This is a genomic window from Streptomyces sp. NPDC048389 (assembly GCF_040706335.1).
Lineage (GTDB): Bacteria > Actinomycetota > Actinomycetes > Streptomycetales > Streptomycetaceae > Streptomyces.
This window is the reverse complement of sequence record NZ_JBEZKP010000049.1, coordinates 40,910-56,242: the sequence shown is the minus strand read 5'-3', so window position 1 is coordinate 56,242 and position 15,333 is coordinate 40,910. Positions and strand designations below refer to the sequence as shown.

General features: G+C 70.8%; 13 protein-coding genes. 5 read left to right on the top strand and 8 right to left on the bottom strand.

The window, feature by feature from the left end; genetic code table 11:
• Positions 1-90 precede the first annotated feature (90 nt).
• Positions 91-1,143, top strand: a complete 1,053-nt coding sequence (locus AB0903_RS26840; protein WP_366707039.1) for a pectinesterase family protein — start codon at positions 91-93, stop codon at positions 1,141-1,143.
• Between the two features lie 54 nt (positions 1,144-1,197).
• Here AB0903_RS26840 and AB0903_RS26835 read toward each other — a convergent pair whose 3' ends face one another.
• From AB0903_RS26835 to AB0903_RS26815, 5 genes are all read right to left on the bottom strand, one after another.
• Positions 1,198-2,007 (bottom strand): pectate lyase, encoded by an 810-nt coding sequence (locus tag AB0903_RS26835; protein ID WP_366707027.1) that lies wholly within the window; start codon positions 2,005-2,007, stop codon positions 1,198-1,200.
• A gap of 101 nt (positions 2,008-2,108) precedes the next feature.
• Complete coding sequence (locus AB0903_RS26830; protein WP_366707025.1) at positions 2,109-2,792, bottom strand: hypothetical protein; 684 nt, start codon at positions 2,790-2,792, stop codon at positions 2,109-2,111.
• Positions 2,789-3,319: a SigE family RNA polymerase sigma factor gene (locus AB0903_RS26825; protein ID WP_366707023.1), complete on the bottom strand. Its 531-nt coding sequence runs from the start codon at positions 3,317-3,319 to the stop codon at positions 2,789-2,791. The genes AB0903_RS26830 and AB0903_RS26825 overlap by 4 nt, the downstream gene beginning before the upstream one ends.
• Positions 3,320-3,354: 35 nt before the next feature.
• Positions 3,355-4,362: a LacI family DNA-binding transcriptional regulator gene (locus tag AB0903_RS26820; RefSeq protein WP_366707021.1), complete on the bottom strand. Its 1,008-nt coding sequence runs from the start codon at positions 4,360-4,362 to the stop codon at positions 3,355-3,357.
• Positions 4,363-4,560: 198 nt separating this feature from the next.
• The gene (locus tag AB0903_RS26815) at positions 4,561-6,324 is read right to left on the bottom strand and encodes a glycoside hydrolase family 6 protein (protein ID WP_366707037.1); all 1,764 of its coding nucleotides are present in this window, start codon (positions 6,322-6,324) and stop codon (positions 4,561-4,563) included.
• Positions 6,325-6,838: 514 nt separating this feature from the next.
• Here AB0903_RS26815 and AB0903_RS26810 point away from each other — a divergent pair.
• The 4 genes from AB0903_RS26810 to AB0903_RS26795 all read left to right on the top strand — a co-directional run bounded on the left by AB0903_RS26810 (position 6,839) and on the right by AB0903_RS26795 (position 12,054).
• The gene (locus AB0903_RS26810) at positions 6,839-9,754 is read left to right on the top strand and encodes a glycoside hydrolase family 48 protein (RefSeq protein ID WP_366707019.1); all 2,916 of its coding nucleotides are present in this window, start codon (positions 6,839-6,841) and stop codon (positions 9,752-9,754) included.
• A 177-nt stretch (positions 9,755-9,931) separates the two neighbouring features.
• A complete protein-coding gene (locus AB0903_RS26805) occupies positions 9,932-10,381 on the top strand; it encodes a hypothetical protein (RefSeq protein ID WP_366707018.1) in 450 nt (149 codons plus the stop codon).
• On the top strand, positions 10,378-11,136 hold the full coding sequence (locus AB0903_RS26800; RefSeq protein ID WP_366707016.1) for a hypothetical protein: 759 nt from the start codon (positions 10,378-10,380) through the stop codon (positions 11,134-11,136). The genes AB0903_RS26805 and AB0903_RS26800 overlap by 4 nt, the downstream gene beginning before the upstream one ends.
• An 87-nt stretch (positions 11,137-11,223) precedes the next feature.
• On the top strand, positions 11,224-12,054 hold the full coding sequence (locus tag AB0903_RS26795; protein WP_366707014.1) for a transporter substrate-binding domain-containing protein: 831 nt from the start codon (positions 11,224-11,226) through the stop codon (positions 12,052-12,054).
• An 84-nt stretch (positions 12,055-12,138) separates the two neighbouring features.
• Here the strand turns inward: AB0903_RS26795 and AB0903_RS26790 are convergent, their stop codons facing one another.
• The 3 genes from AB0903_RS26790 to AB0903_RS26780 form a co-directional block, all read right to left on the bottom strand.
• Positions 12,139-12,843, bottom strand: coding sequence for a GNAT family N-acetyltransferase (locus AB0903_RS26790; protein WP_366707012.1), 705 nt, complete (start codon positions 12,841-12,843; stop codon positions 12,139-12,141).
• Between the two features lie 333 nt (positions 12,844-13,176).
• Positions 13,177-14,697 (bottom strand): aminopeptidase P family protein, encoded by a 1,521-nt coding sequence (locus AB0903_RS26785; protein WP_366707010.1) that lies wholly within the window; start codon positions 14,695-14,697, stop codon positions 13,177-13,179.
• A 126-nt stretch (positions 14,698-14,823) separates the two neighbouring features.
• Complete coding sequence (locus AB0903_RS26780) at positions 14,824-15,330, bottom strand: MaoC family dehydratase (RefSeq protein WP_366707008.1); 507 nt, start codon at positions 15,328-15,330, stop codon at positions 14,824-14,826.
• Positions 15,331-15,333: the final 3 nt, after the last annotated feature.

Genomic DNA, 15,333 nt, shown 5'->3' with positions numbered 1-15,333 from the left:
TGCGGGCGTTAGTCCCACACCCTCCCCACACACCCCCCCGGGTACCCCCACGGTACTGGGCTGGCCCCGGGGGCGGGGGCGCCTCTCGCCCTGGCCGTCCCCGGGGGGGGCGCCGCCGCCGGCCGGCCCGGCCCCTTCGGCCCGTTCGGCTCCCCCACGGCCCGGCTCACACCGCGGACGCTGTACGTCCACCCCGGCGGGCTCGGCGACCACAGGACCGTCCAGGCCGCCGTGTCGGCGGCGGGCGGCCCCGGCCGGACCCTGGTCGTCGCGCCCGGGGCCTACCGCGAGGTGGTGACGGTCCCGGACACCCACGCCGGGCTCACGCTCATCGGCGCGAGCCGCGACCCGCGCGACGTCGTCCTCGTGTACGACAACGCGGCCGGCACCCCGCGGCCGGACGGCTCCGGCACCCACGGGACCAGCGGCTCCGCCACCACCACGGTGCGCGCCGCGGGCTTCACCGCCCGCTGGATCACCTTCGCCAACGACTGGCTGCGGGCCGATCATCCGGAGATCAGCTCGACCCAGGCCGTCGCGCTCAAGGTGATGGGCGACCGCTCGGCGTTCCACCACTGCCGCTTCCTCGGCCACCAGGACACGCTCTACACCGACTCGCCCGCGCTGTCCGCCGTCGCCCGGCAGTACTTCTCGCACTGCTACGTCGAGGGGGACGTCGACTTCGTCTTCGGACGGGCGCGCGCGGTGTTCGAGCACTGCCGCTTCCACACCCTCGCCCGGGACGTGGACTTCACGCCCAAGGGCATGGTGTTCGCCCCGTCCACCGCCCGCGCGAACCCGTACGGTTTCCTCGCGGTGCGATGCCGCTTCACCAGCGGCGCGGAGGACGGCGCGTACAAGCTGTCCCGGCCGTGGGTGCCGAGCTCGGACCCGACCGCGTGGCCTTCGCTGGTGGTGCGCGACAGCCGGATCGGGGCGGGCATCGACGCCGTCGAGCCGTACACCGACATGCGGGACGCCCACCCGTGGCGGGCGCAGCGGTACGCCGAGTACCGCAACACCGGCCCCGGCGCCCGGATCACCGTCCCGGAGAACCGGCCCCAACTGGACCGTTTCCGGGCGGCGTCGGCGACACGGGAGGTGTATCTGGACGGCTGGACGCCCTGGCGGAGCACGGACTGACCCGGGCGGTCACGGTGAAGGCCCCGACGGGGGCCTTCACCGTTCGCCGGGTCCTCAGTCGTAGCTGATGTCCGAGGGACCGTAACGGCAGTGGGTGGAGTCGGGACCGCTGCCGATCTTCCTCGGCTCGTCGCCGTCGTCGTTGCCCTCGTAGCGCGCGCACAGCTCCATCCTGCGGCCGCCGTCGCCGTGGATGCGGATGTTGCGCAGCGCGGCCGTGTCGCCGTAGTTGCCGTTGATGCCGACGAGCGACTTCCCGGGCGCGGTGACGTCGACGTCGTTCACGATGATCGAACGCCGGTACTGCGTCGAGCAGTTGCCGCAGGAGCGGACGAGCTTGCCGAAGTCGGCGACCTGGAACCTGGTGACGACGAGCTTGCCCGCACCGTTGAACTGGAAGACCTTGTCGGACGCCTTCCGCGCGCCCCCGCCGTAGACGGAGTAGACGGAGCCCGACGACTTGCCCTTGAAACTCGCCGCGTCCTCGCCGACGTCCTCCCACCAGACGTTCTGGAGGGTGCAGCTGCCCATGCAGTGGACGCCGTCGGCGGCGGGGGTGCCGAGGACGACGTTCTTCAGCACCGCGCCGTCTTTGAGCTTGAAGACCGGGTCCTGGCCCTCGCCCTGGCCGCCGTCACCGAGGTCGCCGCTGCCGTAGAAGCGCTTCAGGCCGCCGTCGTAGGTCCCGGAGACCTCGATGGTGGCGGTCACCGCCTTCTCGCCCCTCGGCGTCGGCCAGGAGGCTGCCGCGCCGGCGGACGTGAGCATGCTGTTGGTGACGATGCCGGCGGCGGTCAGCCCGAACGCCGCGCCCAGCGCGGCGACCGCCCTGCGGCGGCGTGGACTCCGCTTGTGTCGGCTCATTGTTCCGGTCCCTTCGGTGGGGGGGTGAAGACCTACGCGTGCAGGTCGCCACCGAGGGAGGCGGGGTTGCCGGGCGGAGCGGGCTTCCTCCGTGATCCGGATCACGGCCCCGTGGGCGCGAACCCCCCGCCGGCCTCCACTGGTTCGCCCGACGCCTCGGTCCGGACGGTGTACGTGTCGCCGCCGGCGTCGCGTCCGCCCTCGGCGTGGTTGTACTGGCCGGCGAAGACGTGCCGGCCCGGCGGGACGGTGCGGCCGCGCCGCAGCACCCAGCGGTAGACGAGGGCGTCGGCCTCCTTCCGTACGGAGAAGTCGAAGTCGGCGGCGGGCCGGGTGCGCCAGTTGCCGGTGCTCTCGACGCCGCCGGTCATGGCGATGCGCAGTTCCACGGTGAGCGAGGTCAGTTCCCCGGTGTTGTGCACGGTCACGTTGGACTGCGCCCAGTAGCTGTTGCTGTGCGGGTCCACCGAGCCGTCGGCCAGCAGCCGGCCCTCACCGGTTCCGGTCGGCGCGGAGGGCGTGGCCGGGGGCGCCGCCACGCCGCCACGGTCGTTCTCGTCGTGGCCCATGGCCGCCACGGCGTAACCGCCGAGGGCCAGGACCGCGACGACGGCAGCCGCCGCTCCGGCGATCCGCAACCGGCCGGCGCGGCGCACGGACGGCCGGACGGCCGGGCCCGGCTCCTCGGCCATGCCGCGCTCGATACGGGCGAGTATCCGCGCCCGGTCGGGGCGGTGCGACCGCGCCGCCTCCCGGAGCCGCCGGCGTACCTCGTCGTCCGTCACTTCCTGCCTCCGACCAGATCGGCGGCCGCCCTGGGGCCCAGCAGCCGTTGCAGTTCCGCCATGCCCTTGGAGGTCTGGCTCTTGACCGTGCCGACCGAGATGCCGAGCACCAGGGACGTGTCGCGTTCCGACAGGTCGAAGGCGTGGCGCAGTACGACACAGGCGCGCTTGCGGAACGGCAGCGCGCGCAAAGCCTCCTGCACGTCGACGACCCCGGGCACGTCGGGGCCCTCCACCGAGTCGGGGCGCCGCGACCAGAACAGCGCGACACGGCGGCGCTCGCGGACGGCGCTCCTGATGCGGCTGCGGGCGAGGTTCGCGACCACACCGCGGGCGTAGGCGGCGGGATGCTTTGCGGCACGGGCCCGGTCCCAGCGGTGCCAGAGCGCCAGCATCGCGTCCGCGGCGAGGTCGTCGGCGGCGTCGGCCTCGCCGGTCAGCAGATGGGCGAGGCGGGCCAGCTCCGCGTAGTGGCGCTCGAAGAACTCCTGGAACTCCGCGCGCGCGTCAGCGGCGGGTGTGCCCACGGCGGTGTCCTCTCTCCGGGTCGTCGGGCGGCCGGTCAGCGGGGCGCCGGTCCGGAGCTGGCCCGGACGGCCAGTTCGGGCGGCAGCAGTACCGTACCGGCGGCCTCCCGGCCGTCCAGCACGGCCACCACCTGCTCCACCGCGCGCCTGCCCATCTCCTGGGCCGGGACAGCGACCGAGGTGAGCGGGACCGAGGCCCGCTCCGCGACCTGGTCGGGACAGATCGCCACGACCGAGACGTCCTCCGGCACGGCCAGCCGCCGCTGGCGCAGCAGGGCGAGCAGCGGGTCGGCGGCGGCCTCGTTCTGGACCACGAAGGCGGTGGTGCCGGGGCGTTCCTCGAGAATCCTGCCGAGCGTGGCGTCCACGGCGGTCCAGCCGCTCGCGCAGGGCCTGTGGAGCAGCCGCAGTCCGTGCGCGCCGGCGGCCGACCGCAGGCCGGCGAGGGTGCGCTCGGCGAAGCCGGTGCGGCGTTCGTAGACCCCGGGCGCCTCGCCGACGAACGCGATCTGCCGGTGGCCGAGTCCGGCGAGGTGTTCCACGCACAGTGCCCCGGCGGCCTCGAAGTCGAGGTCGACGCAGCTGAGGTGGGCGGCGTCGGCGGGCAGCCCGATGAGGACGGAGGGCCGCCGCGCCTCGCGCAGCAGCGGCAGGCGCTCGTCGTCGGCCTCGACGTCCATGACGATCATCGCGTCGGCGACCGCGCTGCCCTCGACGCGGCGCACGGCGTCCGCGCCCTCCTCGCCGGTGAGGAGCAGGACGTCGTAGCCGTGGGCGCGGGCGGTGGTGGTGACCGCCATGGCGATCTGGAGCATCACGGGCACATAGAGGTCGGTGCGCAGCGGGACCATGAGGGCGATGACGTCGGAGCGGCTGCTGGCGAGAGCCCGGGCGCCCGCATGGGGGCGGTAGCCGAGTTCCTCGATGCTGCGGTTCACCCGCTCGCGGGTGCCGGCGGAGATGGAGCGCTTCCCGCTGAGCACATAGCTGACGGTGCTGGCCGAGACTCCGGCATGGCGGGCGACATCGGCAAGGGTGACCATCACGTTCTCCACAGCGGACCGTACGGACGCGCCTCGGCGCCCTGGGCCATGACCCTAAGTTGCGGGTCGTGGACTGTCCAGGCCGGCCGGGTCGCGTCAGGCGCGGGGCGCCGGGCCACCGGGCCGCCTGCGGCGGTGATCCGATGGCCCGGCTCCTGATCCCGGCTCCGGTTCCCGAGCCGTGTCCCGGGAGTCTCCCTAGAGCGCGGGGTGCGCGTTCTTCATGAGCTCCTGGAACTGTGCGGAGAACCAGTGGCCTGCGACCGGGGCGTCGCCCAGCGCGCCGGACATGCTGTTCCCGTTGCGGGCGTTGCCGGTGTACGTGGGGTCGCACATCCGGTCGAAGCCCTTGCCCTCGTCGTTCGGGATCTCCTTGCTGGAGCCGTCGGACTCACCCGGCGGCTTGACCCACAGGTAGGCGTCGATGCCCGGCTCGGGAGCCGCCTGCGGCCGCTCGCCGAGTCCTGCCCCTGCCTGGTTGCACCAGTTGCCGAGGTGGATTCGGCGGTCGAGCCTGCCACCGTTGACGTAGGTGTCGACGTTGGTCTGCGCTCCCGGTCCAGTGGGCCGGGCGGCGCCGCCCCAGCCGTTGCGGGACGTGTCGATCAGCATGCCGATGTCCGAGTCGAAGCCGGCCTGGACCAGGCGTCCGCGGAATGCCTGCGCGTACGACAGCTCATCGACGTAGCGGTTCCAGTCGACCCACTTGGACTGGCGCACGGAGGTGCCGTTCACCGAGTCGTCGATCGTGAAGTACGGCTCCTTGACGGGACCGTAGTTGGCGGTGTTGGTGATGAACCCGTGGACGTACTCCAGCTTGCTGCCCTCGGCCTTGGCGGCCTCGGCGAACAGCTCGGCGGCCGGTCCGAAGTTGTCGTCCCAGCCGAGCCAGCCGTGATGTCCGGCGTCGATGTAGTTGTACACGTTGGGGATCGGACCGAGCTTGGACAGCGCGTAGCCGACGCCCTTGACGTAGTTGCCGTTCGCCTTCATCACGTCGCACTGCGGGGTGGCGGTGGGCCGGCTGCCCGCGTTGGTGATGAGGTTGGGCAGCGAGTCGATCTCGATGACCGTGGTGATGCGCAGGTCCCGGTACTTGGGATCGGCAACTGTCTCCGCGATCGGGTCGATGAACTCGCTCTTGTAGCGCGGGAGTTCTTCCGGCCCGAGCTCGCCGTTGGAGGCGAGGGCGGCGCAGTCGCGGCCGGGCAGGTCGTAGACGACGACGTTGATGGCGAGCGGGTCGCCGCCGGACTGGACGAGCGCCTCGTCCAGGTGGTCGCGCAGGCCCATTCCGCCGTTGACGCCCTCGATCGCCGCGATGCGGTCCAGCCACACCGAGGTGGAGGTGTCCGCGATACGGCTGCCGCCCGGTTCGGAGGCGGCCTTCTCGGACCACTCGGGGTTCACGTACAGCTTGGCGCCGGCGAACGGGTTGTCCGCCTTCTCACCGGTCGGCGGGTCGGTCGGCGGGTCCGTGGGCGGGTCGGTCGGCGGGTCCGTGGGCGGGTCCGTGGGGGTGGTGTCGCCGTTGCAGGCCACGCCGTTGACGGCGAAGGACGTCGGGGCGGTGTTGGCGCCGCTGTAGGAGAACTGGGCGCCCGGCGAGACGGTGGCGCCGGCCGCGATGGAGCGGTTCCAGTCGGGGCCCTTGACCGTGATGGCCTTCCCGGACTGCGACCAGCTGCCGTTCCAGCCGTTGCCCAGTTGCTGATTCCCCGCGTAGGCGTAGGTCAGCGCCCAGTTGTCGATGGCGGTGCTGCCGGTGTTCTTGATGTCCACCGTGGCGGTGAAGCCGCTGCCCCAGTCGCTGGTCCTGTAGTCGACGCTGCAGGCGAGCGCGGCGGCGGCGGCCGGCGTCTGCATGACGGTGACCGCACCGGCGCCGGTGGCGAGCAGGCTGCATGCGGCCAGCAGCGCGGTCCGCTTTCTGCGCAGGGGTGGCGCGGTGTCGCGGCTCATTGTGTCGCGGCTCATGAGGTGACGTTTCCTCTCGTCGACGGAGCAGAGTGGGGGCGTGCAGCTGGCCGGCCGGAACCGACTTCTGCATGGGAGCGCTCCCAGCCAAAGTGGCCGGATTCCGCGGACGAATCCATTGGCTCGGGAGGATCGACCCGCAAAGGAGCGAGCCGCCGCAGGGTGCAGCCGTCCGGTGACGGCGGGCCGCCGGGCGGCGCGACGGGGAGGTGCGGGGGGTGACGCATGAGCGACTCCTTGCAGCTCGGACCCGCCGAAACGGCGCGTCCAGTGATGGAACCGCTCCCACTGGTTGCACCGGAGGCTAGCGCCGAACCGCGCGCCGGAAAAGGGGACTTGGCAAATTTCTTGATGGAGCGCACCTCCGCCCACGGGTTTCTGTGACACCTCTTGACAGCCCTGCCCGTCCCCTCCACCGTGGGAGCGCTCCCACTGGTTCAAGGCTTGTGCTCAGCGTTCACATGCCCACCTCCCCAGAGCCGCTAGGAGAGTCACCCTCATGTCCCCACCAGGAAGACGGCGCCCGCTGCGGCGCGTCCTCACGGCACTCGCCGCCGTCCTCTCGCTCCCCCTGGCCCTGACCGCGACCGGCACCGCGCCGGCCCATGCCGCCGCCGTCCAGTGCAGCGTCGACTACAAGGCGAACGACTGGGGTTCGGGCTTCACCGCCGACCTCACGATCACCAACCGCGGCTCTGAGGCCATCGACGACTGGACCCTCACCTACGACTACGCGGGGAACCAGCGGCTGAGCAACGGCTGGAACGGCACCTGGTCGCAGTCCGGCAGTACCGTCACCGTGAAGGCGCCCGCCTGGAGCAGCTCCATCGCCGCCGGTGCCGCCGTCAGTACCGGTGCCCAGTTCTCCTACAGCGGTACCAACACCGCTCCCACCTCCTTCACCGTCAACGGTGCCGGCTGCACGGGCGCGCACCAGCCCCCCATCGCGGTCCTGACCAGCCCGGCCGCCGGTGCCGTCTTCTCGGCCGGCGACCCCGTCCCGCTGGCCGCCACCGCCGCGGCCGCCGACGGCGCGACGGTGAGCAAGGTCGAGTTCTACAGCGACACGACTCTGCTGGGTACGGACACCACGTCGCCGTACACCTTCAGCGCCACCGGTCTGGCGGCCGGCTCCTACTCGCTCTACGCCAAGGCGTACGACAGCCAGGGCGCCTCCGCCGAGTCCTCCCCGGTCGGGATCACCGTGGCCACCGGTCCCGCCGTGGTCGTCTCACCCACGCAACTCGCCGTCCGGCAGGGCGGGTCGGGGACGTTCGCGGTCAAGCTCTCGACGCGACCGTCGTCGAACATCACCGCCTCCGTCGCCCGCACCGCGGGCAACTCCGGCCTGAGCGTGAGCAGCGGCGCGAGCCTCACCTTCACCCCGTCGAACTGGAACACCGCGCAGCAGGTCACCATCGCCGCCGACAGCGAGGGCACCGGCTCGGCCACCTTCGCCGTGACGGCCCCCGGCCACGCGGCGACCGAGGTGACGGCGACGCAGCTGGGCGGTTCCAAGGAGTACGACGAGCGCTTCCTCGACCTGTACGGGAAGATCACCGACCCGGCCAACGGCTACTTCTCGCCCGAGGGCATCCCGTACCACTCGGTCGAGACACTGATCGTCGAGGCCCCCGACCACGGGCACGAGACGACCTCGGAGGCGTACAGCTATCTGATCTGGCTGCAGGCCATGTACGGCCGGATCAGCGGCGACTGGACGAAGTTCAACGGCGCCTGGGAGATCATGGAGAAGTTCATGATCCCCACCCATGCCGACCAGCCCACCGGCTCCTTCTACGACCCGAACAAGCCGGCGACCTACGCGCCGGAACACGACCAGCCCGCCCAGTACCCGGCCGAGCTCCAGCCCTCCGTCGCCTCCGGCAAGGACCCGATCGCGGCCGAGCTGAAGAGCGCGTACGGCACCGACGACGTCTACGGCATGCACTGGCTGCAGGACGTCGACAACGTCTACGGATACGGCAACGAGCCGGGCAAGTGCGAGGCGGGTCCGAGCGCGACCGGGCCCTCGTACATCAACACCTTCCAGCGCGGGCCTCAGGAGTCGGTCTGGGAGACCGTGCCCCAGCCGACCTGCGACAGGTTCGCCTACGGCGGTCCGAACGGCTATCTGGACCTGTTCACCAAGGACGCGTCCTACGCCAAGCAGTGGAAGTTCACCAACGCTCCGGACGCGGACGCCCGCGCCGTGCAGGCCGCCTACTGGGCGGACATCTGGGCCAAGGAGCAGGGCAAGGGCTCCGAGGTCTCCGGCACGGTCGCCAAGGCCGCGAAGATGGGCGACTACCTGCGCTACGCCATGTACGACAAGTACTTCAAGAAGATCGGCGACTGTGTCGGGCCGACGGCCTGCCCGGCCGGCACCGGCAAGGACAGCTCCCACTACCTGCTGTCCTGGTACTACGCCTGGGGCGGTGCGACCGACGCCTCCGCGGGCTGGGCCTGGCGCATCGGCTCGAGCCACGCGCACGGCGGCTACCAGAACCCGATGGCCGCGTACGCCCTGAGCGCCTACGCACCGCTGAAGCCCAAGTCGGCGACGGGACAGGCCGACTGGGCGAAGAGCCTGGAGCGGCAGATCGAGTTCTACCGCTGGCTGCAGTCCGACGAGGGAGCCATCGCGGGCGGCGCGACCAACAGCGTCGGCGGCCGCTACGAGGCCCCGGCGGCGGGCACGCCGACCTTCTACGGCATGGCGTACGACGAGAAGCCCGTCTACCACGACCCGCCGTCGAACCAGTGGTTCGGCTTCCAGGCATGGTCGATGGAGCGGGTCGCCGAGTACTACCAGCAGACGGGTGACGCCGAGGCGAAGGCCGTGCTCGACAAGTGGGTCGACTGGGCCGTGTCCGAGACGACCGTCAACCCCGACGGCACCTTCCTGATGCCCTCCACCCTCCAGTGGTCGGGCAGGCCCGACACCTGGAACGCGTCGGCACCGGGCGCCAACGCCGGCCTGCACGTGACCGTGGCCGATTACACCCAGGACGTGGGCGTGGCCGGTGCGTACGCCAAGGTGCTGACGTACTACGCCGCACGGTCGGGTGACGCCGACGCGAAGCGGGTGGCGAAGGGGCTGCTGGACGGCATGTGGGACCACCACCAGGACGCGCTGGGCATCGCGGTGCCGGAGACGCGGACCGACTACAACCGGTTCGACGATCCGGTGTACGTGCCGAACGGCTGGACGGGCACGATGCCGAACGGCGACACGATCGACTCGTCGTCGACGTTCGTCTCGCTGCGCTCCTTCTACCAGGACGACCCGGCATGGTCGAAGATCGAGAGCTATCTGGCGGGCGGCGCCGCGCCCGAGTTCACGTACCACCGCTTCTGGGCACAGGCGGACATCGCCCTGGCCATGGGGGCGTACGCGGAGCTGCTCGAGTGACGCCGCCGCGTCGCTGAGCGGCCCGGGCGCAGCGGAGCCGGGCGGGCATCGTCCCCATGATGCCCGCCCGGTTCCGTTGTTGCGCGGGGGTGTGACCGTGTGAGTCGAGTGACGCCTAGTCACTTCCGTTGCACAGAGGGTTGAGTAGAATCGGAGGTGATTCCAGAGGGGGAGCGCATGTCCGAACTAGTGACGGCCGCGGCTGTCATCGCGCCGTTCATCACCTCCGCGGCAACGTCTTTCGCCGGCGCCGTCGTCCAGTCCGCGCAGACCGCGGTGACGGACAGCGCGGTGGAGCGGGGGCGGGTGCTCCTGGGGAGGGTGCTGCGGAGAGAGCCCGACGACCCGCCGGAGACCGAGCAGGACGCCGCGGCGGCCACGGCCATCGCGGAACTTTCCGCCGAGGACCGGGAGGTCCTGGATACGGCGGTCGGTGAATGGCTGGCCGGCAGGGACGACCTGAGCGCGGACTCTCTGCGCGAGCACATCCGCATCGCCCACCAGAAATACCACGCGGGGGACCGGAACAGCGCGACGTCGTACGGCAACAACTCCCCCGCGATCGGCAGGCTGGACACGGCCACCTTCAACTACGGCTCGCAGCCCGAGCAGGGGGGCGGTAGTTGAGCGTCGACCCGCCGACGCAACGCGGCAACGCCACGACGTGGGGTGACAACTCACCGGCGATCGGCTTCCTCCGCAAGCTGTTGATCGGCAAGGTGGTCCTCAGCTTCTTCGCTGGAGACGCCGTCGACGCGTTCGCCGACAAGGCGAAACGTTGGGGCGGCTGGAACTGGCCGCCGTTCCTGCTGGTCGTCCTGCTCGGCAGCTACGCCCTGATCAGCGCGCCCGACGGGCCGCCGCGCCAGTTCCTGTGGGTCTACCTCGCCATCGCCACCGCGGTCGGCCTCGCGCTCGCCCGGCTGATCGTCCCGGCAGGCGTGAAGTGGGCGCGCCACTGGCGCGTTCTCATGTCGGCGACGGCGCTGATGTGCGCGGTGGCGGGGACGGTCGGCATGAATTATCTCGCGGAGCACGGCGAGATCGACGTCACCGGCCGTACGGGGATCACCGGCGGCACGTTCACCGACGCCTCTCAGCTCCGGCTCGTCGTCGACAGCCCCGCCGACCGCTCGCGGCTGCGGCTCACCCTGACGATCCGGGACGCGGCCCGCGCCTCCCAGTTCTGCGCGCCGGAGACCAGCTACTCCGCCGAGCTGCGGGGTAACGCGAGCACCCGCGTCGAAGGCGTGAGGAGCGGGCAGACGCTCGACTTCCCGCTCGGCGGGCTGCAGGGCTTGATCGAGGTCCGGATCATCCTGCGGACCGACGCGGGCTGCCGGATGAGCGTGTTCGTCGCGGACGCCGTACTTCACGACTGAGAGGACACAGTGGCCGCCACTCCTGCATCCCGGTGCTCCGTTCCCCGCCACTCGAGGCGCGTCCTCGGCATCGCCGCGGCCGCAGTCATGCTGACCAACCTCGCCTCGTGCTCCTCGAACGAGCCGGAGCCGGAGTTCCTGGGCGTCAAGAGGATCACGGTCGCGATGCACAACGACCTGCCCGGTGTGTCGTACTCGTCCAACTACGACCGGTCGGGGCTGGACTTCCTGGTGTTCCAGCACATCCAGGAGGAGCTCGATGTCGCGTTCAGCGAACCCGTCGACGTCTCCTCGGGCGACCGGGTGACCCAACTTCTCGAACGCAAGGCCGACATGACGATCGCGTCCTTCTCCATCACGGCCGAGCGGATGGAGGAGATCGACTTCGTGGGCCCCTACCTCAAGACCCGGCAGGGTTTTCTCGTCGGCCCCCAGGCAGCCGACGTGGAGCGGCTGTCCGATCTGCGCGGCAGCCGGATCTGCACCTGGCAGGGCACCACCTCGCGGGAGGCCCTGAACGGCATCAGGGAGACGGTCGGCGCCGAGCCGGTCACGGAGACCGACGCGTCGGACTGCATCGAGCAGCTCATGAACGGGCAGGTGCAGGCCGTCTCCACCGACCAGGCCATCCTCTACGGCTTTGCCCAGCGGTATGAGAAGGAGGGCCTGCGGGTGGTTCCGGACGTGACGATAGGAGCACCTCAGCACTACGGCATCGGGCTGCCGAAGGGGCACCGGGAGGACTGCGGCAAGCTCAAGGCATGGCTCAAGAAGCATGTGGGCACCAGCACCTGGATCCGTGACGTCGAGACGTCGCTGCCCGCCCTGCCGGAGGAGGACCGGGCCTGGATCAGCAGCTACAAGCCCAACAGCGCCGAGATCGAGGCCCGCTCCTGCCGGGACGCCGTCAGCCCTTGACACACCGCCGCCGCACGGGCCGCCCGCACGGGCACCGCTGGAGCCGCCCGGCGGCGGGGCCGCGGGACCGCGGGTCCCAAGCCGTCAGGGAGTGCGGAACCCGCGAAAGGTCACGGGCTTGCGGGTGACGAACCCGATCCGCTCATAGAGTGCGATGGCGCCGGTGTTCGCCTCGGCCACGTGCAGGAAGGGACGTTCGCCCCGCGCCACGATGCGCTCGACGAGCGCGCTGACCAGGCGGGCGGCGTGTCCTCGCCCGCGTGCCTCGGGGGCGGTGCAGACGGCGCTGATCTCGGTCCATCCCGGCGGCCGGAGGCGTTCGCCCGCCATCGCGACGAGCGTGCCGTTGTCACGGATGCCCAGATAGGTGCCGAGTTCGTGGGTGCGCGGCCAGAACGGCCCCGGTTGCGACCGAGCCACGAGGTCGAGCATCTCGGGCACACTGTCCGCACCCAGATCCACCACGCCGGCGTCCGTCTCGCCATGAGGGCGGCTCGGGCACCCGCCGCCCGGCCAGATCATCTGCCGGCCTTCGAGTACGAAGACCGGCTCCCACTCCGCCGGCGGGGTCGCCGGGCAGCTGAACATGTCGGCGAGCTCTCCCGGGCCGAGGAGCCGGGCGAGGTCGGCCCACTCCCCCGGGTCGGGATCGGCGGAAACCGTCGCGAAGGTCGCGACGTCCGGTAGGTAGGTCACGGCCCGGCCGACTTGGCGGGCGAGGTGCGCGTGATGGCCGCGAAGTGACTCTCCCACCGGCTCGTCGAGCGCGACGACGTCGCCGTTCACCATCGTGCTGTACCTCTCGTGGTCCCCACCATGAACACAGGACGCATCGGATCGGCTCCGACACACCCTCCGACCTGCGAATCCGCCAAGTCGGGACGACAGGGATCGAACCTGCGACCCGTCGCCCCCAGTCTCGCACACCGGTGCCGGTCGTCCTCGAGGCGAGCGGCCACGGCCCGCAGGCGCGCCGCTCTCGTCGCCGTCGTCGGCCGTGCCCCTGCCGGATCACCGGCAAGGGGCACGGCCGGCCGGGCCGGGCCGGGCCGAGTCAGGTCAGGTCAGGTCAGGTCAGGTCAGGTCAGGTCAGGTCAGGTCAGGTCAGGTCAGGTCGAAGCCCTACCGCAGTGGCCGGTCTCCTGCCGAAGCCGAGACCTGCGCGATCCACTCCTCCACCTCGTAGGAACCGCGCGGCATCGCAGCGGACAGGTTTTCGCACCCGTCCTCGGTCACCAGCACGTCGTCCTCGATGCGCACCCCGATGCCGCGGAACTCCTCGGGTGCCAGCAGGTCGTCCGCCTTGAAGTACAGGCCCGGCTCGACCGTGAGGACCATGCCGGGCTTCAACTCGCCGTCCATGTAGTCCTCGCGCAGCAGCAGCTGGCAGTCGTGCACGTCCATGCCCAGGTGATGGGAGGTCCCGTGGACCATCCAGCGGCGGTGCCAGCCGCCGTGCTCCGGGTCGAGGGTCTGCTCGAGCGTGACTCCCTCGGGCAGCAGTCCCCACTCGTGCAGGTAGCGTGCGACGACCCGGTTCGCGGCGGCGTGGATGTCGCTGAACCTGTTGCCGGGCTTCACCGCTTCCATGCCGGCCTGCTGTGCCGCGTGGACCGCGTCGTAGATCTTGCGCTGGACGTCGGTGAAGCGGCCGGTCACCGGAAGGGTGCGGGTGATGTCGGCGGTGAACAGGGAGTCGATCTCGATCCCGGCGTCGATCAGGATCAGGTCACCGTCGCGGACCCCGCCGGTGTTCTTCGTCCAGTGGATGGTGTTGGCATGGTCGCCGGACGCGCAGATCGACTCGTATCCGACCCCGTTGCCCTCGTGGCGGGCGTACAGACCGAAGACGCCCTCGACCCACCGCTCACCCCGCCCCTTGCGCACGGCTTCCGGCAGGGTGGCGATGACCGCCTCGAATCCCTTGTGGGTGGCGGCGATCGCCTTGCGCATCTCGCCGATCTCCCACTCGTCCTTGACGATCCGCATTCCGGACAGGTGGCGAGCCAGTTCCTCGTCGGCCTCCTCCTGCTCCTCGACGGACAGGGACGTTCCCGCCTGAGTGCGGGTGGCGTCGACGGACTCGGCGAGCTGCGGGTCGGCCGACCGGATCACGCGCAGCCGGGCAGCGGCCTCGTCCTTGGCCAGGTCGCCGGCGAGCGAATCGATGTGGCGCGCGGTGAGGCCGAGTTGGGACTCGACGTCTGCGACGGTCGGGCGGTAGCCAACCCAGAACTCCCCGTACCGGGAGTCGGTGTAGAACTCCTCGGTGTCCCGCGGGGCCGGCGGCCGGAAGTACAGGACGGCTTGGTGCCCGCCCTCGGGACGGGGGTCCAGTACGAGGACGCTGTCGGGCTCGGCATGTGCGCCGAGCCCGGACAGGTGGGCGAAGGCCGTGTGCGGCCTGAAGGTGTAGTCGGTGTCGTTGCTGCGTACCTTCAGGCCGCCGCTGGGGATGACGAGCCGCTCGCCGGGGAACCGCTCCGACACGGCCGCCCGCCGGCGGGCCGCATGGTGGGCGACCTCGGCACGGGGCGTGGGCGAACGGTCGTCGGTTGCCCATCCGGAGGCCATGAACTCGCGGAACGCGGTGCTGGTGGGAGTGCCGCGGTGGCCGGCCTTGGGTTGATTCTCGCTCGTCATGAAAAACATCCTTTCAGACCGACCGATCGCGCGGACAAATGTCGGTCAAACTAACGATCAAACTGACGATCACTTGAAATCGCTGTGCTGGGCGGGCCCGGGAACGGCGTCCGCGACCCCGGCTCGTCAGTCCCCTGTCGGGGCGGCGTCCTCACGGCAGCGGACCATGAACGACCGCTCGAAGACGATGACGGTCTCTCCCGTCGACTTCGTGCCCGTGGTCTCCACCGTGATGATTCCCTGCCCCGGCCTGGAGCGGGACAGCCGCTTGTCGAGGATCCGGCTCGTCGCGTAGAGGGTGTCGCCGACGAAGACGGGGCTCTTCAGACGGACTTTGTCCCAACCCAGGTTGGCCACCGCCCGTGCCGAGAGCGCCTGCACGGTCATCCCGCCCACCAGGCACAAGGTGATGCCGCTGTTCACCAGAACCTTGCCGTACTCGGCGCCGGCGCCGTAGTGCTGGTCGAAGTGGAGCGGGTGCTGGTTCATCGTCAGAAGGGTGAGCCAGGTGTTGTCGGCCTCGGAGAGGGTACGGCCCGGCCAGTGCCGGATCACCATGCCCGGCTCGAAGTCCTCGAAGTCCCCGCCGTGTTCCTCGACGTACTCGTTGTCCTTGACTTGACGCAAAGTCATGTG